This window comes from Paenibacillus sp. KS-LC4, assembly GCF_036894955.1.
Classification (GTDB): Bacteria; Bacillota; Bacilli; order Paenibacillales; family Paenibacillaceae; genus Pristimantibacillus.
On sequence record NZ_CP145905.1, the window covers coordinates 1463110 to 1486764 of the forward strand.

Below are 23655 nucleotides of genomic sequence, written 5' to 3' on the forward strand. Positions count from 1 at the left end.
AAGGGGTAAGCATAAATGTTAGGCATGACTAAGGAACAAAGGGGATGCTTCGCTATGCGTTTAACCCGATTGAATCAAATTTTGGTCAGCATCGTATTGGTGCTGCTTATTTTGTATTTGTTTGCGCGCAATTCCGCGTTTTTTGACCCGATTATGCTCGCGCTGAAAATCATCTTTGTACCGATCGTGCTGTCTGTATTTTTGTATTATCTGCTTCGCCCATTGGTAGGACGACTGCATCGCTGGAAGCTGCCGAAGCCGCTCTGCATTTTGCTCATCTATGTGCTCGCGGCTGCGCTTATTACGCTGCTGGGCATCGTCGTATGGCCGATATTGCAGCGTCAGCTGACGGGTTTGCTGGAGCAGCTGCCGAAGCTTGCGGATGACTTTCAAAGGCAGCTGGAGCAGCTGCAGAAAAATCAAGTTTTTTTTGGTGTCGATTTGTCGAAATTCGATTTTGCAGGCTTTAATTTAATGGAAAAAGCAGAGCCCTATTTGACAAAAAGCATTGCATCGGCAACCGAATATGTGAAAAATGCCTTTTCCGTGCTCTCCAATTTTATAATCGTTGTTTCTACGGCGCCGCTGTTGCTTTATTACATGCTGATGGATGACCGGGCTGCGGTTCTCAAGCTGCTGGAGCGGGCTCCCCGGCGTTACAAAAGCGGGTTGAAAGAAACGTTGCAGGAGATGGACAAAGCGCTAAGCGGCTTTATTGTTGGAAGGGTTACCCTTTGCTTGCTGCTTGGCGGGATGGTGCTCATCGGTTTTCTTCTCATCGGCTTGCCGTATCCGCTGGTGCTGGCCCTCGTTATTGCTTTCATGAATATGATTCCGTATATTGGGCAAATTTTAGGGCTCATTCCTTGTGTAATCGTGGCATTTATCCATGAGCCTGCGTCCGTCATCTGGGTTGTGGTCATCATTATGCTGGCTCAGCAGATTGAAGGAAATATTTTGTCCCCGTATATTTATGGGCGAAAGCTGGACGTTCATCCTATTACAACAATGCTGCTTATTCTCGTTTCAGGGGCGCTGGGCGGTATTGTTGGCATCATGGTTGCAATCCCGGTTTATCTGCTTTTGAAGATCATGATTGTGCGGATTTATAATCGCTGGGAAAAAACTGTCACCTAATAGGCTCCCCTTACGTATGAACAGATTAGGTTTGTTCTCATTTTGTTCATATAAATAGAAGGGAGAGGTTTAATTGAACACGGAAATAAACAGACCGCAAGGAAGCCAACAGCCGCTTAATCCAAAAACGGTAAAAAAGGCGATCATCGGGGCAGCCATCGGCATCGTAGCCGTTACGCTCGGATTTTCATCTTTTTATACGGTACAGGAGCAGGAGCGCGCGGCCATTTTGACATTTGGAAAATATACGGGGGAAGCGACGGCTGGGCTGCATTTTAAGTTTCCATATCCGATTCAGCAGGTTGTTACGGTTCCGGCTGAGCTTGTGCAGCGCATTCATATCGGATACCGCCAAAATGGGGATAGCATCACACCCGTTGACGACGAAGCGCTCATGATTACCGGGGACGAAAATATTGTATCGGCTGATGCCGTCGTCCAGTGGAAAATAAGCAATTTGCATGATTACTTGTACAACATTGATGATCCGGAGCGCTTCCTGCGCAATGCGGCAAGCTCCTCCATCCGTTCGGTTATTGGTTCAGAGAAGCTTGATTATGCGATTACAGACGGAAAAACCGTTATTCAGGATAAGGTGCGGGAGAAGCTGCTGGAGCTGCAAACCAAATACCAAACCGGCATTCAAATTATGGACATTAAATTCCAGGATATTGAGCCGCCAAGCGGTCAGGTAGAGGAAGCGTTCCGTGAAGTTACGAATGCCCGCGAGGAAAAAAACACAAAGATCAATAACGCAGCAAAATATGAAAACGATCGCATTCCAAAGGCGCGTGGTGAAGCACAGGCGCTGCTTGAAATTGCCGAAGCGGAGAAAAAGTCGCGGATATTGAACGCCGAGGGCGACGTCGCGAAGTTCAATGCGATTTTTGCTGAATATAAAAATAACCCGGACGTTACACAAAGCCGTCTAATCCTCGAGACGCTGGAAAAAATATTGCCGAATGCGCAAATTTTCATTACTAACAGTAATAGCGATACAGTAAATTATTTGCCGCTGAATGAGCTGCTGCGCAGCAAAAGTGGTTCAAGCAGCTCCAGCAATTCACAAACCCCTGCTCCGCAGGCGGAAGGGGGAGCAACACCATGAAGAAAAACCAATTGATTTTGCTCGTCGGCCTTGTGATCGTCGTCATACTTGGCGCAGGCTCGATGTACGTCGTAAAGGAAGGCGAATACAAGGTCGTGCTGAAGTTTGGTGAAGCGGTGCGGGTTGCCGAAACGCCGGGTCTCAAGCTGAAAATTCCATTTATCGAAAATGTATCGCCATTGCCGAAATACCAAATGACGTACGAAAGCAATCCAACGTCGATATTGACGAAGGATAAGAAGCCGATTATCGTGGATAATTACACCGTTTGGCGCATTACGAAGCCGGAGCAATTTTTGAAAACGGCTCAGACGGTAAGCGCGGGTGTCCAGCGTATTGATGAAGCGGTATATAATTCGGTTAGGCGCAAGCTGTCAGAGGTAAATTACGATAATATTATTAGTGAGCAGACGGAGCGCGGTAATATAAATGATGAAATTACGCGCGATGTAGCCGAGGCGCTCAGGCGTGACGATTATGGCGTTGAGGTCATTGATGTGCGTATTAAGCGCACGGATTTGCCTGAAGGCAATAAGCAAAGCGTGTACAATCGAATGATTTCCGACCGTCAATCCATCGCGGCACGTTACTTGTCCGAGGGTGATGAGGAGTCGCGCAAAATTACGGCGAAGGCTGACCGCACCGCAAGCGAGCTGATGTCGCAAGCGCAGGCCGACTCGAAAAAAATCATTGCCGAGGGCGAGCAGCAGGCGGCGAAAATCTACAATAAAGCATACGGGCAGGACCCGGCGTTTTATAATTTTTACCGGACGCTGGAAAGCTATGTGACGACGCTCAAAAATGAGCCGGTCATCATGCTGCCAATCGACTCGCCATATGCGAAAATATTGCTTGGCCAATAAAGATTAAAGGCCAGCTTTGGCTGAATGACAGGGCGGTGAAAAGAGTGGAGCAGCACTCTTTTCACCGCCTTTTTTTGCCGCCCTCAGGCAGGTGTACAAACCAATTGCGGCATTGGCGCACTTCCTAATAGAAGCGAGCGAATCACGCACACGCAGGAAGGGAGGGTGAACGATGGCTGATTGGATACAGGATTTTATTCCGGCAGGCAGGAGCAATCGTCCCGGCACGGCCATTCAAGGGCCGAAATATGTGACGGTACATGATACAGCGAACAGCTCGAAGGGGGCGAATGCGCTTTCCCATGCCAAATATTTAAAAGGAGGTGCCGCCGCAGCACTGCCCGTTTCCTGGCATTTTACCGTGGATGATACGCGGGTCGTGCAGCATTTGCCTGTGAATGAGCACGGCTTTCATGCAGGCGATGGTAGTGGACCGGGTAACCTCAGCTCCATTGGAATCGAAATTTGTGAAAATAGCGATGGCATCCGCAGCAAGGCGGAGGCGAATGCAGCGGAGCTCATAGCCGAGCTGCTGCGCAAGCTTGGGCTGCCGATTACAGCAGTCGTCCAGCATAACCATTGGAGCGGCAAAAACTGTCCGCATACGTTTCGGAGCCGGCCGGGCGGCTGGGAAAGCTTTTTACAGCAAATCAAAGTGCTGCTGGGCAATGCTGCGGAACCAGAGCCAGAGCCAGAGCCGGAAAAGCCGGAAGGGGAGGGGGAGCCAATGACAGAAGCGGAGCGCCAGCAGTTTGCTGCGCTGGTGAAGCGAGTGACGGAGCTAGAGGCCAAGCACAGCATGACGGTGCCGGCATGGGCGAAAGCAGCGGTTGCGGCTGCCGTGGCTGCTGGCGTCATCGACACGCCGGAAGGCGGATCACTGGACTTTTATCGTTTGCTGACGGTGCTGCATCGCAAAGGTCTATTGTAGGGCGGCATACAGAGCAGGCAAGGGTCAAATGGAGGGCGGAGGCGGCTTAAGCGAGCCGTCTTTCGTCATTTTCAACCCAAACGGCGAATAAACTGATACAATGAATACTATAGTGGTAAATAGTTAGTCGGCAAAGGAGTGATATGCAGAATGAAAAAAGAACGGATTTTAGTCGATTTTCTAAAGCAAAGCTGGCCTTTGTATGCCGTTGCCGTTCTGCTGCATGTCGCATCCAGTATCATTCAGGTGTTCTTTCCGCAGGTGCTGGGAAGGTTTACGGATGCGCTGCAAATGAACGGTTTATCAAGCGGGCTTATTCAAAAATACAGCCTGCTGCTGCTCGCCATTGGCGCGAGCTACGTTGTGCTGGCTTGCGCTGCGCAATTTCTCATCATGTACATTGGCAGGCGCTTTGAGCGATTGACGCGCGGCAAGCTGTTTATGCATTTTACCGGACTCAGTGAACGTTTTTATTCGAAAAATGGCGTCGGCAAGCTGCTGAGCTATGTCATCAATGACGTCACTGGAGTAAGGGAGTCGATCTCGATGGGCGTCAATCAGACGGCGAGCGCGGTGACGCTGTTTTTCGCTGTCGTGACGATGATGCTTTACAGCGGCATCCCGCTGTTTTTGCTAGCCTCGTCCATTGTACCGCTGCTGCTGATCCCGTTCATTGTAACGAGATTCGGCCCAGTCATTATGCAGCGCTCCAAAAAAGTGCAGGCCTCGCTTGCCACGATGACGGAATCAGCGGAGGAGCAGTTTGGGGGCATACGCGTCACCAAGAAGTTTGCTGTTGAAGCGGTCATGAATGAGCGTTTTTTCACAACGGTGGATCAAATCAAGGACAACCAGCTTCGTCTGGTCCGGGTATCCTCGATTTTTCAGGCCATCATCCCATTTCTCGGCGCGTTATCTTTAATTATAGCGATTTCGTTAGGCGGCTACTTAACGGTGAACGGCGAGCTGTCGATAGGGCATTTTGTGGCATTAACGCTATACATACGGATGCTCATGAATCCGCTTCAGCAGATTGGCACCGTTATTAATACGATGCAGCGCTCACGCGCTTCACTGGAGAGGCTGAACGAGCTGCTGTCAGAGACGCCGGACATTCAGGAAAGCAAGACTGCTGCTTCGCTTGAGTTGCAGGGCAAGAGCATTCATGTTGAGGGACTTTCCTTTACTTATCCGGGGGCTCGCGGAGCTGCGCTGCGGGATATTCGGCTGGATATTCGTCCGGGTATGACGATTGGCATCGTAGGGGCGACAGGCAGCGGCAAGACGACGCTGATGAAGCTGCTCCTGCGTACCTATGAGGCGCCAGAGGGGACCATTCGTTTTGATGAGACGGATATTCGCGACATTACGTTGGAGAGCTTGCGCAGCCAAATTGGCTATGTGCCGCAGGATGGTTTTCTATTCAGCACCTCTATTCGCGATAATATTGCTTTTTCGGATCGGGGGCGAGAAATGGACGCTGTTGAGGAATCAGCAAAGCAAGCGCAAATGTTTGAAAATATTATGGCGTTTCCCGAGCAGTTCGAGACGAAGCTCGGAGAACGGGGCGTGACGCTGTCAGGCGGACAGCGCCAGCGAACGAGTCTTGCGAGAGGCTTCATTAAGCAGGCTCCGCTTATGATTTTGGATGACAGTGTAAGCGCAGTTGATGCTGTAACCGAGACGGAAATTATGAATACGGTACGCAGGATGCGCAAAGGAAAAACGACGATTATTGTGGCCCATCGCATTAGTGCGATCAAGCATGCCGATCAAATAATCGTCATGAAGGGCGGGATGATCGCGCAGCAGGGAACACATGCCGAGCTGTCCGCGAAGCCGGGCCTATACGCATCGCTGTGCGCGATTCAGGAGGAGGGTGAGGCCGATGGCTAATTCCATTCGCAATTGGGAGGCTGACCAGAGGAACGAGCGGCAAGCGGGCGACAACCAACCGAGGCCGGATATTAAATATGTGTCGGCATTTCGAGCGCTGGCTTCCTTTGCTAAACCCTATAAATGGAGCTTTGCCTTCATCTTCTTATGTACGCTGCTGGCTATAGCTGCGGAATTGCTCCAGCCCTATCTTGTAAAGGTGATTATTGATGATCATCTAATGGCGGGCAAGGGGGAGTATCGTGCCATTATCGGCATAGGAGCTTTGTATCTGGGCTTAGCAGCCATGAGTCTGCTGTTCACCTATTTGCAGAACAATTTGCTGCAATACACAGGGCAAAGCATTGTGGCGAAAGTCCGCAAGCAGCTGTTCGAGCATATTTCGAAGCTGTCGATGTCGTATTTTGACCGTACCTCAAGCGGAAGCTTGATTACCCACGTTTCCAGCGATACAGAATCGCTGAATCAGCTGTTCAGCCAAGTGCTGATGAGTGTGCTGCGCGATGGCATGACGCTAGTGTTCATTATATTTTTGATGTTCCAGCTGGATGCACAGCTTGCGCTTTACTGCTTGCTTCTGCTGCCGATTATCGCGGGCATCGCCGTTGGTTTTCGTTCTTATATGCGCCGGACCTATCAGCGTGCGCGAACGCAGCTCTCGCGGCTTGTCGCTTTTACGGCTGAAAATTTGGCCGGCATGAATCTGATCCAAGCTTTTCATCAGGAGAAGGAGCAGCAGCGAGAATTTACGGAGCGCAATGAAGGCTATTTCCGGGCTAATATGAAGGAAGTGAGGACGCAGGTATGGTTTCGCTGCTCCTTTGATATATTAAGCAATCTGTCGATTGCTTTCGTTACATGGCTTGGCGGAATGGCCGTGCTGAACAAGCAAATGGATTTCGGCGTGCTTTACGCGTTTATTACGTATATCCGTCTGTTTTTTCAGCCGCTTAACACGATTACGCAGCAGTGGAATACGCTGCAATCGGCGACAGTTGCGGTTACCCGCATCTGGGGCATATTTGCGCTTAAGCCGGAGCTTGCGAACCAGGCGACGCCGCATGTGCTTGCGAAAGCGAATGTGCGTGGCGATATCGAATTTGACCACGTTGTATTTGGCTATGGGCAGCGGAAGGCTGTCATTCGTGATTTGTCGCTGCGTATCAGAGCTGGAGAGCGAATCGGCATAGTCGGCACCACGGGAGCAGGCAAAAGCTCGCTGATCAGCCTGCTCTGCCGTTTCTACGATGTCCGCTCTGGCAGCGTGCGAATCGACGGCACGGACGTACGCGACATGGAGCAAGCGCAGCTGCACCGCATCGTAGGCCTCGTTCAGCAGGAGCCTTATCTTTATTCTGGCAGTGTGCTGGATAATGTGCGGCTGTTCGATACGGACATAGATGAGGATACGGTCATTGAAGCCTGTCGACTTGTTGGAGCGGATACGATTATCCAGCGCATGAGCGAGGGCTATAATACGCGGCTGTCCGAGCGGGGAAGCGGCTTGTCAGCCGGAGAGCGGCAGTTGATTTCTTTTGCCCGAATTATCGTATTTCAGCCTAAAATTCTCATTCTCGATGAAGCGACGGCGAATCTTGATTCGTATAGCGAGCAGCTGCTGGAGCAGGCGCTTGCGATCGTATCGAAGGGGCGGACGACGATTATTATCGCCCACCGTCTTTCTACAGTAATGAAGGCCGATCGGATTATTGTGATGCGTAAGGGAGAAATTGCTGAACAGGGCACGCATGCAGAGCTGGTGAGACGGCATGGCTATTATGAGGAGCTTTATCGCCATTCGCGTGGCAAAGTATTCGCGTGAGCTGATTAAATCATTTGGAAAATGGGTATAAATAGCAGGTATGTGCTTGGCACGAAAAAAGCAATAAACTAGCAATGGACTTTGGGATTTTTGTCATTTTATATTAGATTTGATATAGTTAATAGTATCAAGCTAAGGAGGGATCTCTTTGAGTATTGATCTAAGGAAGCAAGCGGAAGACCATTTAATTGATTTGAAGAAGAAAGCTACGATTTCATTAACTAAGCGGGGGCTTGATGGGCAGGTTGCCCGGGTAGCAGCCGTGTTCGATATTTCCGGCTCAATGACGAATTTGTACAGAAGCGGCATTATTCAAAAAACAGCGGAGCGCGCGCTTGCGCTGGCGATGAATTTTGATGATAACGGAGCGGCGGATGTATTCGCATTCGGACTGAGCAACCATGAAATTGGGGAAATCTATCAAGCGAATTTTTATCAATTTGTAGAGCGGGAAATTACGAGCAAGCACAAGCTTGAGATGGGCACGCAATATGCGGGCGTCATGAGGCAGATCGCGGACTTTTATTATCCAGGGGCGCTGAAGCTTACCCGCAAGGGTGGTTTTCTAGGCTTGGGCAGCCGTACGGAATATGAAATAGATGCATCCAAAGTTAAAAATGATCCTCCCGTGTATGTCCTTTTTTTCACAGACGGGGACAATTCTGACAAAGAGGAGACGCGCGAGCTGATTCGCGGCTTGTCACGCCTAGGCATATTCTTCCAATTTGTCGGCATTGGCAATGAGCGCTTCTATTTTCTGGACGAGCTGGACAATTTGGATGGCCGTTATATCGACAATGCGAATTTCCTCAAGGTGAAAAACCTCGATAAAATTTCCGACGACGATTTGTATGACAGCCTGCTCGTCGAATTCCCGACATGGCTTAAGGAAGCAAAAGCTAAACAGTTATTTTGAATAAATGACAGATTAATCCAGAACGTTCTTTCCTTCATAAAATCTTTATACGATTCTCTAAAATTCTCTGAAACTTGTTGGGCGCTGCATTCGTAGAAAAGGTAGAATGAAAACGAACACCACGGATGACGAAGCTGCTTCGTCTGATGTGGGAAGGAGGTGACCTCGAACATGAGTATTAATCTGGTTAAGGGACAGAAGATCGATTTGACCAAAGGAGCCTCCGGTCTTACCAAGCTTATGGTTGGTCTTGGCTGGGACCCTGCGGTAGAAGAGAAAAAAAGCTTTTTCGGATTAGGCAGGAAGCAGGCGGCTAACATTGACTGTGACGCTTCAGCACTGATGCTGAATGCAAGCGGAAAGCTGGCAAGCCGTGAAAGCCTCATTTGCTTCTATAATAAGCAAAGTGTCTGCAACTCGGTTATTCACTCGGGTGATAATATTACGGGTGAAGGCGATGGTGATGACGAGCAAATCGGCATCGACTTGGCGAAAGTGCCAGCTGATGTGGAGAAAATTTTAGTCGTTGTCAACATTTATGAAGCAGAAGCAAGAAAGCAGGATTTCGGCATGATTCGCTCGGCTTATATCCGGGTCTTAAATGCAAATAATATGCAAGAGCTGGTAAAGTTTAATTTGACGGATAATTACTCCGGCATGACCGCTCTTATTGCAGGCGAGCTTTACCGTCACAATGGCGAATGGAAATTCAACGCTATCGGTGAAGGGGCACATGCGCCACATATTGATATTTTGGCGGCGCGATACAAATAATACCCATCCCATATAAATGAAAAGAGGTCTTTGACAATGGCAATTAACTTATCCAAAGGTCAAAAAGTAGACTTGACGAAATCAAATCCAGGACTTTCCAAAATTTTGGTAGGTCTGGGCTGGGACACTAATAAATATGACGGCGGCGGCCAGTTTGACCTCGACGTATCGGTATTCCTCTTGGCAGCTTCGGGTAAAGTAGAAGGCGAGAAAAACTTCGTATTCTACAACAATACATCCAACGAGAATGGTTCAGTCGTACATACAGGCGACAATCGTACCGGCGAAGGCGACGGAGACGATGAGCAAATCAAGGTAGAACTGGCTGCAATACCAGCAAACGTAGAGAAAATTGCTTTCGCAATTACAATCTACGATGCGGAAGCTCGCAACCAGAATTTTGGACAAGTTTCCAATGCATACATCCGCATTGTGAACGAAGCAAGCAGCGAAGAGCTGATTAAATTCGATCTTGGCGAAGATTTCTCGATCGAAACCGGTGTTGTTGTAGGCGAACTGTATCGTCACAGCGGCGAATGGAAGTTCAGCGCAATCGGAAGCGGCTATAAAGACGGCTTGGGCGGTCTGGCTCGCGACTACGGCTTGAACTAACATTTAAAATAAAAGCAGGGGCAGGCTCTCTTTTCCTAGCGCGATATGGCGGGGAAGGGGGCAAGCCCCTTTACAGCTTTTTTCTAACGTTCCAACCTCTATCACATTACTCTTCAAGAAAGCGGGGAAATCATATGTCTATTAACTTGTCAAAAGGCCAACGTATTGATCTCACAAAAACAAATCCAGGATTAACCAAAGTAGTTGTCGGTCTGGGCTGGGATACGAATAAATATGCAGGCGGCAGCGAGTTTGACCTTGACGCTTCTGCGTTTTTGCTCCATTCTGATGGAAAGGCAAAGGGAGCCGAGGATTTTATTTTCTACAACAATAGAGAAACATACGGCGGGGCTGTGCTGCATACAGGCGATAATCGTACGGGCGAAGGCGAAGGCGACGATGAGCAAATCATTATCGACTTCAGTAAAGTTCCGGCACATATTGGGCGTATCGGCATAACGGTAACGATTCATGATGCTCCTGTACGCCAACAAAACTTCGGTCAAGTGAGTAGCGCTTTCGTACGAGTAGTTAATGAGGCGAACAACAATGAAGTGCTTCGTTTTGACCTTGGCGAAGAGTTTTCGACAGAAACAGCTGTTGTATTCTGTGAATTTTACCGCCATGAGAACGATTGGAAATTCCAAGCAATTGGCAGCGGCTTTGCTGGCGGTTTAGCTGATCTTTGCCGTAATTACGGCCTAGAGGTATGACGGTAGCGCTCGTAAAGGGGCAGAAAGCTGATGTAACCAAGTCTAATCCGGGTTTAACCCGGATTACGGTTGCCCTGGGATGGTCAGCCCCTTCCTCCTTTGAAATTGATACTTCCGCGTTTTTGCTAGCTGCAGGCGGGAAGGTGCGAAGCGACAATGATTTGCTTTTTTACGGCAATCCATCGAATGCTTTTTTATCATATGTCGAATCGCCGGGCGGCAACGATCGCAAGCAGTTCAAGATTGATCTTTCCCGTACAGACACTGCGATTGAGAAAATCGCAATAACGCTTACGATTTACGATGGCGACAAACGGAATCAGCAGTTTAGCGGAGTAGCCGGCCTATACATACGTTTCCTGAATGAAAGCACGGGTCAGGAGATTATTCGTTATGACCTGCGTGATCCGTTTACGGTGGAAAATGCAATTGTCATCGGTGAGCTATACAGGTACAATCAGGAGTGGAAATTTAATGCGATAGGGGCCGGTTATTCCGGCGGACTGAAAGACCTATGCGGAAGCTATGGCATTGAGGTAAAGGATGAGCCCAAAGCTCCTGCAGCGCCAACTCCTCCTCCTGCGCCGCCAGTACCGCCTGCATCGCAGACGTCTTCTGCACCGCGGAATCCACTGATCCCGCCAGCACCTCCTAAACCACAGGAGACGCAAGGCTCGCGCATCGTCATTCCACCAAGACCTGGCTCTACACCTACACCACCATCTGCACCTGTAAATTCGCAGCAGTCGACTTCAGAAGCGCCGAAGATCAATTTTTCCAAAATTGAGCTGAAAAAGAAAGGCGACGTCATTAATTTGACGAAGCAAAACGGCGGTTTGGGCGAAATTTTGGTTAACCTTAATTGGAACCAAAAAGCAGGCGGCGGATTGTTCAAACGTACGGGTATTGATCTTGACCTTGCTTGCCTTTATGAGTTGAAGGATGGCAGCAAAGGCGTAATTCAGGCGCTTGGCAACAGCTTCGGTTCCTTGAACAGGGCGCCGTACGTCATGCTTGATGGTGATGATCGGACAGGCTCCGTAACGACGGGCGAAAATATCCGGATAAACGGAGAGAAAATTAAAGAAATCAAGCGACTGCTCATTTTTACCTTTATTTACAAAGGGGTAACGCGCTGGTCTGAGGCTGACGGGGTCGTTACGCTAAGCCAGAAGGGCGGCCCGGATATTGTCGTAAAGCTGGATGAATACGATAATGGACAGGCCATGTGTGCAATTGCAATGATTACGAATGTGAACAATGAAACGTTCAGCATTGAACGAATTGTTCGGTACTTTGAAGGACATCGGAAGCTTGATAGCGCATTCGATTGGGGTCTCAGCTGGGTTGCAGGAAGCAAATAAAATGGAGGTTAGAATGAAGTGGACTGGCTAACGAATTTTTTCACAAGCATTGTGGAGAACTACGGGCATTTCTTTGATTGGAATGCAGTAGTAACTACTCTCTCCGACCCTGTCAGCTGGGGAATTATTGGAACACTGATTATATTGGAAGGACTTTTGTCCGCCGATAATGCGCTTGTGCTCGCGGTTATGGTTAAGCATTTACCGAAGGAGCAGCAGAAGAGAGCTTTGTTTTATGGTATTTTGGGCGCTTATATTTTCAGGTTTCTGGCGATTGGTTTTGGTACCTATTTGGTTACGTTCACAGCCGTCAAATTCCTAGGTGCAGCTTATCTCTTGTACATCGCTTATAAAGGCTTGTTCAAGGGCGGCGGCGAAGACAGTGTTGAAAACAAAGGGCAATCTTTCTGGAGAACGGTTATCGCTGTAGAATTAATGGATATTGCATTCAGTATCGATAGCGTTATCGCGGCATTTGGCGTCAGCAAGGAAGTATGGGTATTGTTCCTTGGCGGTATTCTTGGCGTTCTGATGATGCGCGGCGTGGCCCAAGTATTCCTCAAGCTGATTGAGAAAATTCCTGAGCTGGAAAAAACGGCATTTTTCCTCATTGCGCTGATTGCAGTTAAAATGATTTTGGGGGCCTTCCATATCGAAATCCCTCACCTTTATTTCTTCGCTCTGATTGGTCTTCTATTCGGCGGTACAATCGTATTTAGCCTGATGAGACAAAAGAAGGGTACTTCAAACAGCAACTAGACCATGTTTATATAGCGGTTTATGCGGGTAATGATCCCTTAATCCCTCCTGGTTAAAGGGGGGATTATTTTTTTATGAATAGATCGCGTATTTGGCGATCGGGGCCGAGTAATTGGAACAGTGTCGATTACTGGAATGAATCAGGAGGAAACCGGAATGCGATACTTTGATTATTTTACCTGGGAGGAAGAAGAAGCGGTTTTCTTCTCGGCACCTACCCCATTTGATCATACGACGGAGCGGGAGCTACTCGCTTATGCCGTCGGAGCTGCTTTATATTGTCCGGCTACCCGCCAAACGATTTCCGAAGACATTTTAAACCGCAAGCATGAAGGTTTGACGACGATGGTCATTGATCTGGAGGATGCGGTTGGCGACCAATTGGTGGAAATGGCGGAGGACTCTTTGCTGCAGCAAATTTTCCGGTTATCCTCTTTTTTGAAAATTGGATCGTTATCACGTGAGCATCTTCCTCTCCTATTCATTCGCATTCGCAGCGCGCAGCAGCTCGCCCGCATGATCGAACGGCTGGAAGAAAAGATAAGCCTCATTACCGGCTTTATTTTTCCTAAATTTACAGCAGCAAATGGCGAGGCTTATTTTAGCCAGATTGCGGCTTTTAACTGTCAGCAGAGCGAGGGGTCACCCGTGCTTTATGGGCTTCCTATATTAGAGACTCCTGCTATTATTTATCGCGAGTCTCGCATGGAGGAATTGCTGGCGATTAAGCAGCTTCTGGATCGTTATAAGCGTTATGTACTCAACGTCCGTATTGGAGCGACAGACTTCTCCAGCTTGTTTGGGCTGCGTCGCAGCAAAACGATGACGATATACGATATTTTGCCTGTTCGCGATTGTATGGCGGATATTATAAATGTATTTGGCCGAGTAGACTCCTCTTATGTCATCTCGGGACCGGTATGGGAATATTTTTCAAGCAGCAAGCAGGCTCCTGTTCCCTCGTTGTTTCCTTTGCAGCCGGAGCAGTCGTCAGGTAGAGGCGAGCGCTGGCCACTCCGGCAGTCAGCGGCACCCGAAACGGATGGTTTACTGCGTGAGGTCATGATGGACAAGGAAAACGGCATTATTGGCAAAACCATTATTCACCCGTCGCATATTCGTCCGGTGCAATCCCTCTATGCCGTTACTTATGAGGAATACATGGATGCTCAAAGCATTATAGCTAGCCAAAATGGCTATATTGGTGTACTTAAGAGCGATTATGCCAATAAGATGAATGAAGTAAAACCCCATATGAATTGGGCTAATCGAGTTATTGCAAGATCAAAAATATACGGGGTGCTGCATGAAGAACAACATTTTATCGCCTTACTCGCAAGCCAAGAGCAAGCATACGTATAACATTTTAGATAATCTTAAGGTTACGGTTACGGTGACAGCAAACCCATTCGGGTTATCGCCGGATACGCTGTTTGCTATGGCAGCGCGGATGAACAAGAAGCGGGCCTTTCTGTTTGTCAGCAAAGTGCTGGGCAAGCATCTGCCTGTTAATCCTTATACTTCGCTGCTAAGCGGTTCGGCTTTGTCTCTGCTGCTTTATAAACGGTACGCTCAGGACGAGCAGCAGCATAGGCTGGCTAATGAACTGCTTGCTGCTGCCATCGAAGGCTTGACTAAACCGGAGCGTTCTGAGCAGGTTTATCATCAAGTGATTGACGCAAAGCTTAAGCTGCCTGAACAGGCGTTGTTCATCGGTTTTGCTGAAACAGCAACTGCGCTTGGTCACAGCATGTTTCGCGTGTTCAGTGCGAATTGCACGTATCTTCACACGACCAGAGAGCAGATTCCGGCGATGGAATCGCTCATTAGCTTTGAAGAGGAGCATTCCCACGCAGTGGCCCATCGCTGCTACGCCTTGGATGCTGCTTTTTTTAACGGTAAAGAGCCAATCGTTCTCGTCGATGATGAGCTCACGACTGGTAAAACAGCCTTGAATATAATACGGGATATCCAAAGGCAATTTCCCCGTCAACAATATATAGTAGCTTCGCTGCTCGATTGGAGAACAGAAGCGGATGAGCAGCGTTTTGTAGAAGCCGCGCTGGAGCTTGGCGTATCCATTGAGGTTTTGTCGCTAATGAAGGGTGCTATCGAAGCGAAAGGAAGCTCGCCGGAGCAGGTAGCGGCCAGTGCACAGACGAGGGCTGAGGCGTCAGCAAGCGGTCGCCTGAATAAAATGTATTTGGACGAGCTGTTCGAGCTTGCATCCTACAGCTCGGTTGATTCAGCGGGAGTGGTGAATGCTTCGCCTTATGTGGCAGGAACGGGACGCTTCGGCGTTCATTCCAGCGATAATGGAACGCTTGATGCAAGCATTGCAGCGACTGGAGCTCAGCTGAGAAGTATGCGGGTGGGAGAACGCACATTATGTCTGGGCACGGGCGAGTTTATGTATATTCCGATGCGAATAGCAGCGGAGCTGGGGCAAGGTGTATTTTACCATTCAACGACGAGAAGCCCTGTGCATCCGATTAACAAGCCAGATTATGCGATTAAGTCGGGACAAGCGTTTCCATCACCGGAAGATGAGCAGGTGCGCAACTTTTTTTATAATGTCGGTGTCTCGCAATACGACGATTGTTTTATTTTTGCAGAGCGCGATTGGCCAGAGGAACGTTTTGCCCCCTTGCTGTCGGCGCTGCAAACATGTGGATTTAAGCAGATTAACGTCATTATTTGCGGTCCATCAAAGGGCAGTCATAAGGAGGAAATGGCATGAGCAGAAGCTTGCTTGAACAACGGTTGCAAAAACCAATCGGAGCTCCGAAGCCGCTTGGCAGTTATAAGCCTTCCGACGTCGTTTTTCTATTGAAGGATTTGAGCGATGTGCAGTTGGAGCGGGGGACGGAGGATCGCGAGGAAGCGATTCAATCCGGCGTGCATTATTCAGAAATGCTGCCTGTCGAATATCAGCCAACACCAGAATACATTAAGTTGTTTCACCAGACCTTGACGGAGTCTGCGCAGCGGGTTGCACTTGCTGCGGGCATCGTAGCCGAGCAGGTAATCAAACGCAGCGGCAAGCATACGGTACTTGTTTCTTTAGCGCGAGCGGGCACGCCTATTGGCATTCTTATGAAGCGCTACATAGAAGAGACGTTTGGGCTCGATGTGCCCCATTACAGCATCTCTATTATCCGCGGCAAGGGCATTGATGAAAATGCGCTGCTCTACATTTTGCAGCAGCATGGCCCCGAAGCGAAGCTTCAATTCGTCGATGGTTGGACGGGCAAAGGGGCGATTACCCAGGTTCTGCTTGAAGCCTGTCGAACCTTTAAGCAGAAGTATGGAATCGAGCTGGATGCGGAGCTGGCGGTACTGGCCGATCCTGCATGCAGTACAAGTATATTCGGTACACGCGAGGATTTCCTCATTCCGAGTGCCTGCCTTAATTCTACCGTGTCCGGTCTGATGAGCCGCACGGTGTTGAGGGCCGATATTATTGGCCCGGATGATTTTCACGGAGCGAAGTTTTATAAGGAATGGGTGAAGGAAGACCTATCGAATCATTTTATTGATACGATATCCGCTTATTTTAGCAAAATAGCGCAGCAGGCGAAGCAGGAAGCTGTAAAGCTGATGGATGAGAAGGCATTAGCCACTTGGCAGGGACTGAAGGATATTAAGGCCATTCAGAAGCTTTACGGCATCGAGGATATTAACTTAGTGAAGCCGGGCGTAGGGGAGACGACACGGGTGCTGCTGCGGCGCGTGCCTTGGAAAATTCTCGTTGACCGTCTGGATAATCCGGGGCTCCAGCATATTTTACTTCTCGCAAGCGATCGCGGCGTTCCGGTGGAAGTGTTTCCCGAGCTGACTTATTCCTGCTGCGGCATTATTAAACCGAAAAATAAGAAGGCGGAGAGTGCAGCTTCCGCCGAGGAGGAAGCTGTATGATTTTCGCCAGTGATCTTGATCAGACGCTCATTTATTCCACGAGATCAATGGGGCTGGTAAATGCGGAGGGCTCGGGTGTTGTAATGCCTGCAGAAACGAAGGATGGTCAAGTGCTGTCGTATTTTTTGACGGATATGCTTCCGCTGCTGCAAGCTATTGCGCAGGAGGTTCATTTTATACCGGTGACGACCCGGACGATAGAGCAGTACAAGCGAATTGAGCTGTTTCGAGACCATATAGCGCCAACGTATGCGATCACTAGCAATGGCGGCAATATTTTAGTAAATGGGGTGCAGGACGAAGCATGGAGCTTGCATATTCAGAAGCTCATTGCGGCTAGCGCAGCTCCGGCGGCGGAAATAAAAGCGATTTTTGATGAGGTGGCCACCAGCGATTGGATTCATGGGGCGCGTTATTGCGACGAGCTTTTTTACGCCTACGTTATTGATCGTGAGCGGATGCCGACAGAGCAGGTGAGTCGTGCTGTGGAACGAATTACAGCGCTGGGCTGGAAAGTGTCCGTTCAAGGACGCAAAATTTATCTCGTGCCGAACGAGGTGAGCAAAAGCGCGGCGCTCTTGCATTTGAAGCAGCAGCTTGGAGCGACGGTCGTTGCGGCCTCCGGCGATTCCTTGCTCGACCAGTGTCTGCTTGATGCGGCAAGTCATGCCATTGCGCCAAGACATGGCGAGCTATATCGTCAGGAGCAGCGTGAGCCAGGAAATAGGGCTTACACCTTTACAACGAATTCGGGCATTATGGCTTCGCAGCAAATTTTGGACTTTGTATCGACCGTCATGGCTGAGCTTAAGACAGCAGCGGCATTCGAAAGGAAGGCAAACGTATGAGCAACGTAACAAAAGTATGGTTCAACCGCTGGTTTTCGGTCGCTTATCATTATATGAATGCGATTCGCAACAATAGCGATGGTGCAGCCTTTGAGCTGTATGGCACACATGCCGATCCGAAGCATATGTCGCTGCAAGCTTGCGATGTGGCGGAGATTGAGCCGTCTGTCCAAGGCGAGGCTTACGTTGATTTTTGCATTGAATTCTGTTTGAGGCACAAAATAGATGTGTTCGTCCCAAGGCTGAATATGCTGGATATTGTGAAGAGCATCAAGCGTTTTGATGAAATAGGCGTGAAAGTCGTCGTTTGTCAAGATGAGGAGCTGCTTGGCAAGCTGATGGTCAAGGATCTGTTTTATGAATCGGTGAGCGAAAGCGGCATTATGGTCATTCCCGATTATCATGTCGTTTCAACGGCAGAGCTGTTTAAGGCTGCCTATGACGAATTGGCTTCAAAAGGGCATCGCGTTTGCTTTAAGCCAACGGATGGCGAAGGCGGACAAGGCTTTCGCATCATTGACAATGAGCGCGACAAGCTGGCGGATTTGTTCGGCTCGGTTTCACGCGCGCTGTCGTTTGAAGAGGTGTACCGTACTTTGTCGACTGTCCCGCAGTTTGGCGATTTAATGGTCATGGAGCTGCTTGACGGGTTTGAATATAGCATTGATTGTTTGGCTGCGCCTAACGGAGAACTGCTTGCCGCAGTTCCGCGCCGCAAAGCCGGAGGTCGTCTGCGCCTATTGGACAATGTGCCGGAATTGCTGGAAATTGCCCAGAGGGTTTCAGAAACGTACAAAATCCCTTACAATTATAATATACAAATGAAATACAAAAATGGAGTGCCCAAGCTTCTGGAGATTAATCCGCGGATGTCTGGCGGTCTCCATGTCTCCTGTCTGAGCGGCATCAACTTTCCTTATCTGGCAGTCAAGCTAGCGCTAGGTGGAACGGTAGGCAAGCTGACGCCTGAATATGGCGTGCTTGCCAGTCATGTTGAGCAGCCCATGCGAATGAGAGCATTCGAATAGAAGCGAGCGGCACGGCAGGTTGGAGGGTGAGAGAGTGATTCAGAAACGCTCGATTATCGGAGCGGCAATCGGACTTGTCATTGCCGCTGCAACAAGCTGGCTGCTGCCAGAATTTATAACGGTGCTTATCCCTGTTGCTGCTACGCTTGCGGGTGTAGTGCTGGATGAGAAGAGGCTGCTGCGCAAGACGAATATTATCGACGCGATTCCATCACCAGCCCGTGCTCCTTCAGAGCCCAGGCAGCTGCCAGAAGCTGAGCAGGCCTCTTCATCTGATGGGGGCGGCGGGGCATTTGCACCAGCACAAGCGATTAGTCCTATCTTTGAGCCGGTGCTTGAGTATTTAGAGGTGCTGGAGGATATGGTCATTTCCGAAGGGCAGAAAAATACGCTGGACAATGAAATTGTCGAGAAGGCCTGCTCGCTTTTTCTCCGTCTGCATCGTGTATTGCCGCTACTGTCTGAGCTAAACAATGATGAAATTAATCATACGGTCAGACGGCTTGTGCTCAAGGAGCTTAACAGCGTCATTAATCCCTTCTTGAGACTTAGTGGCGACTCCAAGACGAAAAACCGCCGAATTTTGCTTAATGGTTTGCGGGATATTAATACAAAAATTTCGGAAATTGTTGCAACGATTGAACATAAGGATTTGATGGAGCTGCAAACCAAGGCGGAGGTTATTCACAAACGCTATAACTACTCGGAGTTTTAAAGGCATGTCAGCTTGAAAATCCGTGGGGGAGGGTACAAAAGTGTCCATACAAACGATTCAATTGAAAAAAGAAGACGAGCAGAAGGCCGTCCAGGAAGCGGCCGTTATTATTCAGAAGGTAGCTCAGGCCGATACGCTGTCGCTCGATGGCTTGATGGACGAGATGGGCAAGCTAGGGGCTAAGACGCAGGAGCGCGCAGGAGCGACGCTGAAGCAGCTGGAGCGTCCGGTTGCTGCCCTGATGTCGGGTGGGTCAAGCCAAGTATCAAATCTGATTTTGTCGCTGCGTAATGAATGTGAATCTTTGCAGCAAAGTAAAAATGTCGGCTTCATTGGCAAGCTGATCCGCAAGTCGCCTGTGAAAAATTACGTTTATAAATATCAGTCGGTAAGGACGAATATTGATGCCATTGTGCAAGGGCTGCGCGACGGCAAGGATGGCCTTGAAGAGAGCATCGTGAATATGCGTACGCTCAAGCGCAGCTCGCTTGAGGAAATTTATTCGCTGCAAGAGAAGATTGCGATGGGCAACAAGCTCAAGGAGCTATTTGAAACGGAAATTGCCAAGCCGGAAAATGAGCAGCGCAAAACGTATCTGGAGCGTGGGCTGCGTAAGGTCGTTACCCGCATTCAGTCGATGACTGAGGATATATTGCTGTTTAATCAGGCAGTTGCCGCGACGGACATTGTTAATGACAACAGCGACAAGCTGATTGATGCAGTCAACAACAGCATTTATAAAGCGTCGAATCTAATTACGGTGTCGGCGATGATTACGCTTGCTATCGAGGATCAGTTAAAAATCGCCAATGCAGTAGAAAGTGTAAACAGCACGATTGAAGACCAGTTCAAGCGCAATGCTGAGCTGCTCAAAACGTCAACAGAAAAGTCAGCGGAGCTGCTCAAAAAGCCAGCGATGTCGCTTGAGGCTGTCAATACGGCGATTGCCGATCTGATTACAGCGCTCGATACATCGGAGAAATCAAACCGTGACATTATCGCGACCTGCAAAACGCATACGGAGAAGCTGGCGCAAATTAATCAGAATATGTCGAAGCGTCTAGGTCTTGCGACTGGTGGACAACCGCAAGCGTCTATCTCAAGCGGAGCTGCTGGCGGTAATGAAATGGACAGGCTGCTCAGCTAAATAGCGCATAAATTAAAGAAGGCTCGTTCTATTTTAGCAACAAGACACATAGATGGCCCCGCTCATTCATAGGCTTAACAAAAGCGATGTAATGAGAGGATGGTTGTCTTTGATTGCAGTAGGCACGCTCGGCTTATTGATTATAACGTTGATGATCGTTGCCAGCAGCGAACGGGTGGAGGCTATTGTAGAGCGGCATAATCAATTATAAGCGTGGGCAGGGCCGTATTTTCTGTAATTTAAGAAGATGCGGCCATTGTTCTATATTTCTCGGAATGAAACACAACGCGCCCGCCAATGGACGGCTGCCGTCATTTAGCCTTGAAATATAAGAATGTATAAGCTGCGAGAATAGCGTCGAAATTTATATAATATTAGCGTAATGGCGGATCATTTGGTAAAATTGACTTATCGGAAGATTTTGGGCCTGCTGCTCGTAAGGAGGGAACGATAATGTTGGATTTTTCATTTGAGATGCTGGATGAATACACAATAAACGTAGAATACGTTTTTGGCAGCGAGAAATTTATATTTAATTTATTTTATTCAAATGATAATTGGACCATTCATCCCTTTGATGGCATCCTATTAAAAAATCGTGATTTATGTCGCAGCGTCATGAGTGATTTGTTTCAAAACAAATCGTTCCAAATTATGCTGGCGAAAGAAAATATTATTTTATCAGCGATTCGATCCTCGGTAAATTTGAATCCTTATGAGGATGAGGAGCCTATGCCGGAGCCAGAGAGGCTGCGGGGCGAGCGTTATGGCGGTGATGGAGGCGGCCGCGCCGAGCGGAGCGAGCTGGATGATTTCATCAATAGCCACACATTGGATGAAATTTTGGAGCTGGAGCGCAGCTTGATTGAGGAGCGGACAACCCTTTTTAAATCGGTGCTGCAGAAAATGTTTATGGATGGCCTTGGGCCAGGCGACAGTGAATTTAATCAAATTCAGGAGCTTGTGAAGGCGTATAAGAGGGCGAGCGAGGACATCGCCAAAATTCGGTAATGCCAATGTTAAAGTCTATTATCCTATTTAAGTTTGGAGAGAAACTATGGATGCTTCCCAGTTAGCGGTTCGGATCAAAGAGAAGGACCCGTTGGTTTTCGCGGAAATTACAAAGGTCTACTATGATAGGCTGTTTTCAACTGCTTATAGGATGCTTGGCAGCCGTCAGGAAAGCGAGGATGTCCTGCAAGAGACGTTTATTCGCCTGCTGACGAATATCGATAAGTTTGACCCTTCCAAAAACTTCACGACCTGGATTTTTCAAATTACAATTAACCTATGCATTGATACGCTTAGAAAACGCAAAACGCGCCGCAGCGTTTCTTTGGATGCGGAGCCGGATTATTTTATGTCGCAATGGCCGCTTAAGGAAACGCTGCCGAGCTTAGATAAAGGGCCGGAGCATGTGTATTTGGAGCAGGAGCTGTCCAAGGAGCTGTCCGAGGTGATGAAGGGCTTGTCCGATAAGGACCGCGAGCTGGTCGTGAAGCGGTATTTCTACGATATGTCGCTGGACGAAATTAGCCAGGAAACACAGGTTCCTGTCGGCACCATAAAATCACGATTGTTTCGCGTGCGTCAGCTATTGAAGAAAAAATGGAGCATACTAAATTTGCGTGGTGCTTCCTGGAATTTTCTTAGCAGCATGATGATGGGCGGGCCGCTTTTCTAAAAGCGCGGTGACAGCAAAATGGCATACGCCTGGAGGCAATACGAATGATTGGAGGAGTAAATTGAAATGAGACATGAAATTTTATACCGCGGCGCTTTTCCATTATTGAAGGTGCAGTTGGAACGCGGTGAGACGATTAAAGCAGAGTCGGGTGCAATGGTATCTATGTCGCCAAACCTTGAGCTGAAGGGTACGCTGGATGGCGGCATTATGCGCGGACTTGGCCGAATGCTGAGCGGCGAGAAATTTTTCTTTCAAGAGCTGTCTGCAACACGCGGTCCAGGTGAAGCGCTGCTAGCTTCCGCTGCGATTGGCGATATTGAGTCGATTGAGCTTGATGGATCGTACAAGCTGTATGTGCAGAAGGACGGTTTTTTGGCTGGAACGCCGGGCATTGAGGTTAACACGAAGATGCAAAATCTGGCGAAAGGCTTCTTGTCGGGCGAAGGCTTCTTTATTGTTGAAATTAGCGGCAAAGGGACGGTGTTTCTTTCCTCCTACGGAACGATTCATGCCGTGCAGCTTGCTGCGGGCGAGGAAGTTATTATTGATAACGGACATCTGGTTGCATGGCCAGACTATATGGATTATCGGATCGAGAAGGCTGCAAATGGCTGGTTGTCCAGCATTACAAGCGGCGAAGGCGTTGTGTGCCGCTTCCGCGGCGAAGGCGTCGTCTTGATTCAAACGAGAAATCCGAAAAGCTTCGGCGGCTGGATTAATCAGTTTATTCCAAAGTGACAAAAGTAATAAAACGAAGGTACATAGGCGGATTGAGGCCTGATGGCCTACAAAGGTTGAGAAAAAGCAAGGCGTTTAGCTCGGGTGGACGAGCTAAGCACCTTGCTTTTTATTTTTTAAAGCAGTGCTTGAATAGCTGCTTCAAGCTCCATTGGTTGCACAGTCGGTTCAAAACGAGCTGACACTTGACCGCCGCGATCAATGAGAAACTTGGAAAAATTCCACTTGATTCCGTCTCCAGCATGGAGCTCAGGGTGTTTTTCACGTAAAAACTGATCCAGCCACTTGCCGTTTGGGGTTAGCATATCGAAACCGCGAAAGGGAGCTTCCCTCACTAAGTAGTGAAACAAAGGATGAGCCGTTTTGCCTCGAACATCCACCTTGCTGAGCAGAGGAAAAGTGACGCCAAAGCTTTGCTCGCAATAGGCTTTTACTTCAGCATCACTGCCCGGCTCTTTGTCGTTAAATTGATTGCAAGGGAAAGCTAAAATCTCAAATCCCTGCTCTCGATGCTTTTCGTAGAGCTGCTGCAATCCGGCAAATTGGCTGGTATAACCGCATTGACTCGCCGTATTAACCATTAGCACAATTTTCCCGTGATAGGCTGACCAATCGAGCCATTCACCAGTCATCGTTTTTACTTGAAAGTCATAGATGGACAAGTTGATCGCTCCCTTCG

General features: G+C 48.7%; 23 protein-coding genes. 22 read left to right on the top strand and 1 reads right to left on the bottom strand.

The features are described from left to right. Window positions 1-54 precede the first annotated feature (54 nt). The 22 genes from V5J77_RS06245 (at window position 55) to V5J77_RS06350 (ending at window position 22976) form a co-directional block, all read left to right on the top strand. A complete protein-coding gene (locus tag V5J77_RS06245) occupies window positions 55-1137 on the top strand; it encodes an AI-2E family transporter (protein WP_338554913.1) in 1083 nt (360 codons plus the stop codon). A 73-nt stretch (window positions 1138-1210) separates the two neighbouring features. Continuing rightward, window positions 1211-2245 carry an FtsH protease activity modulator HflK gene (gene hflK, locus V5J77_RS06250; protein WP_338554914.1) on the top strand — a complete coding sequence of 345 codons (1035 nt, stop codon included), beginning with the start codon at window positions 1211-1213 and terminating at the stop codon, window positions 2243-2245. Beyond that, entirely contained in the window at window positions 2242-3108 is an 867-nt protein-coding gene (gene hflC, locus V5J77_RS06255) for a protease modulator HflC (RefSeq protein ID WP_338554915.1), read from the top strand. The genes hflK and hflC overlap by 4 nt, the downstream gene beginning before the upstream one ends. A 172-nt stretch (window positions 3109-3280) precedes the next feature. Beyond that, window positions 3281-4039 carry an N-acetylmuramoyl-L-alanine amidase gene (locus V5J77_RS06260; protein ID WP_338554916.1) on the top strand — a complete coding sequence of 253 codons (759 nt, stop codon included), beginning with the start codon at window positions 3281-3283 and terminating at the stop codon, window positions 4037-4039. A gap of 150 nt (window positions 4040-4189) precedes the next feature. After that, window positions 4190-5935, top strand: a complete 1746-nt coding sequence (locus V5J77_RS06265; protein ID WP_338554917.1) for an ABC transporter ATP-binding protein — start codon at window positions 4190-4192, stop codon at window positions 5933-5935. Further along, window positions 5928-7757 carry an ABC transporter ATP-binding protein gene (locus V5J77_RS06270; protein ID WP_338554918.1) on the top strand — a complete coding sequence of 610 codons (1830 nt, stop codon included), beginning with the start codon at window positions 5928-5930 and terminating at the stop codon, window positions 7755-7757. The genes V5J77_RS06265 and V5J77_RS06270 overlap by 8 nt, the downstream gene beginning before the upstream one ends. Window positions 7758-7905: 148 nt before the next feature. Further along, window positions 7906-8673, top strand: a complete 768-nt coding sequence (locus V5J77_RS06275; RefSeq protein ID WP_338554919.1) for a VWA domain-containing protein — start codon at window positions 7906-7908, stop codon at window positions 8671-8673. 171 nt (window positions 8674-8844) lie between these two features. After that, complete coding sequence (locus tag V5J77_RS06280; protein WP_338554920.1) at window positions 8845-9447, top strand: TerD family protein; 603 nt, start codon at window positions 8845-8847, stop codon at window positions 9445-9447. Window positions 9448-9483: 36 nt separating this feature from the next. Further along, window positions 9484-10059 (top strand): TerD family protein, encoded by a 576-nt coding sequence (locus V5J77_RS06285; RefSeq protein WP_338554921.1) that lies wholly within the window; start codon window positions 9484-9486, stop codon window positions 10057-10059. 134 nt (window positions 10060-10193) lie between these two features. Next, a complete protein-coding gene (locus tag V5J77_RS06290; RefSeq protein ID WP_338554922.1) occupies window positions 10194-10772 on the top strand; it encodes a TerD family protein in 579 nt (192 codons plus the stop codon). Further along, window positions 10769-12136 carry a TerD family protein gene (locus V5J77_RS06295; RefSeq protein WP_338554923.1) on the top strand — a complete coding sequence of 456 codons (1368 nt, stop codon included), beginning with the start codon at window positions 10769-10771 and terminating at the stop codon, window positions 12134-12136. The genes V5J77_RS06290 and V5J77_RS06295 overlap by 4 nt, the downstream gene beginning before the upstream one ends. Before the next feature lie 18 nt (window positions 12137-12154). Next, window positions 12155-12895, top strand: a complete 741-nt coding sequence (locus V5J77_RS06300) for a TerC family protein (protein WP_338554924.1) — start codon at window positions 12155-12157, stop codon at window positions 12893-12895. Between the two features lie 156 nt (window positions 12896-13051). After that, window positions 13052-14257, top strand: a complete 1206-nt coding sequence (locus V5J77_RS06305) for an HpcH/HpaI aldolase/citrate lyase family protein (protein WP_338554925.1) — start codon at window positions 13052-13054, stop codon at window positions 14255-14257. Then, the gene (locus V5J77_RS06310) at window positions 14202-15635 is read left to right on the top strand and encodes a phosphoribosyltransferase family protein (RefSeq protein ID WP_338554926.1); all 1434 of its coding nucleotides are present in this window, start codon (window positions 14202-14204) and stop codon (window positions 15633-15635) included. The genes V5J77_RS06305 and V5J77_RS06310 overlap by 56 nt, the downstream gene beginning before the upstream one ends. Further along, window positions 15632-16813, top strand: a complete 1182-nt coding sequence (locus V5J77_RS06315) for a cysteine protease StiP family protein (RefSeq protein WP_338554927.1) — start codon at window positions 15632-15634, stop codon at window positions 16811-16813. The genes V5J77_RS06310 and V5J77_RS06315 overlap by 4 nt, the downstream gene beginning before the upstream one ends. After that, window positions 16810-17661, top strand: a complete 852-nt coding sequence (locus V5J77_RS06320) for an HAD family hydrolase (RefSeq protein ID WP_338554928.1) — start codon at window positions 16810-16812, stop codon at window positions 17659-17661. Before V5J77_RS06315 ends, V5J77_RS06320 begins: the two co-directional genes overlap by 4 nt. After that, a complete protein-coding gene (locus V5J77_RS06325; protein ID WP_338554929.1) occupies window positions 17658-18689 on the top strand; it encodes an ATP-grasp domain-containing protein in 1032 nt (343 codons plus the stop codon). The genes V5J77_RS06320 and V5J77_RS06325 overlap by 4 nt, the downstream gene beginning before the upstream one ends. A gap of 34 nt (window positions 18690-18723) precedes the next feature. Then, window positions 18724-19404, top strand: coding sequence for a hypothetical protein (locus V5J77_RS06330; protein ID WP_338554930.1), 681 nt, complete (start codon window positions 18724-18726; stop codon window positions 19402-19404). A gap of 40 nt (window positions 19405-19444) precedes the next feature. Further along, window positions 19445-20551 carry a toxic anion resistance protein gene (locus V5J77_RS06335; RefSeq protein ID WP_338554931.1) on the top strand — a complete coding sequence of 369 codons (1107 nt, stop codon included), beginning with the start codon at window positions 19445-19447 and terminating at the stop codon, window positions 20549-20551. A gap of 453 nt (window positions 20552-21004) precedes the next feature. After that, window positions 21005-21562, top strand: coding sequence for a hypothetical protein (locus V5J77_RS06340; protein WP_338554932.1), 558 nt, complete (start codon window positions 21005-21007; stop codon window positions 21560-21562). A gap of 46 nt (window positions 21563-21608) precedes the next feature. Continuing rightward, window positions 21609-22235, top strand: coding sequence for a sigma-70 family RNA polymerase sigma factor (locus tag V5J77_RS06345; protein WP_338554933.1), 627 nt, complete (start codon window positions 21609-21611; stop codon window positions 22233-22235). Window positions 22236-22301: 66 nt separating this feature from the next. Next, entirely contained in the window at window positions 22302-22976 is a 675-nt protein-coding gene (locus V5J77_RS06350) for a TIGR00266 family protein (protein ID WP_099516712.1), read from the top strand. 116 nt (window positions 22977-23092) lie between these two features. On the opposite strand, the gene V5J77_RS06355 is transcribed toward V5J77_RS06350, so the two are convergent. Then, window positions 23093-23638: a glutathione peroxidase gene (locus V5J77_RS06355; protein ID WP_338554934.1), complete on the bottom strand. Its 546-nt coding sequence runs from the start codon at window positions 23636-23638 to the stop codon at window positions 23093-23095. Window positions 23639-23655: the final 17 nt, after the last annotated feature.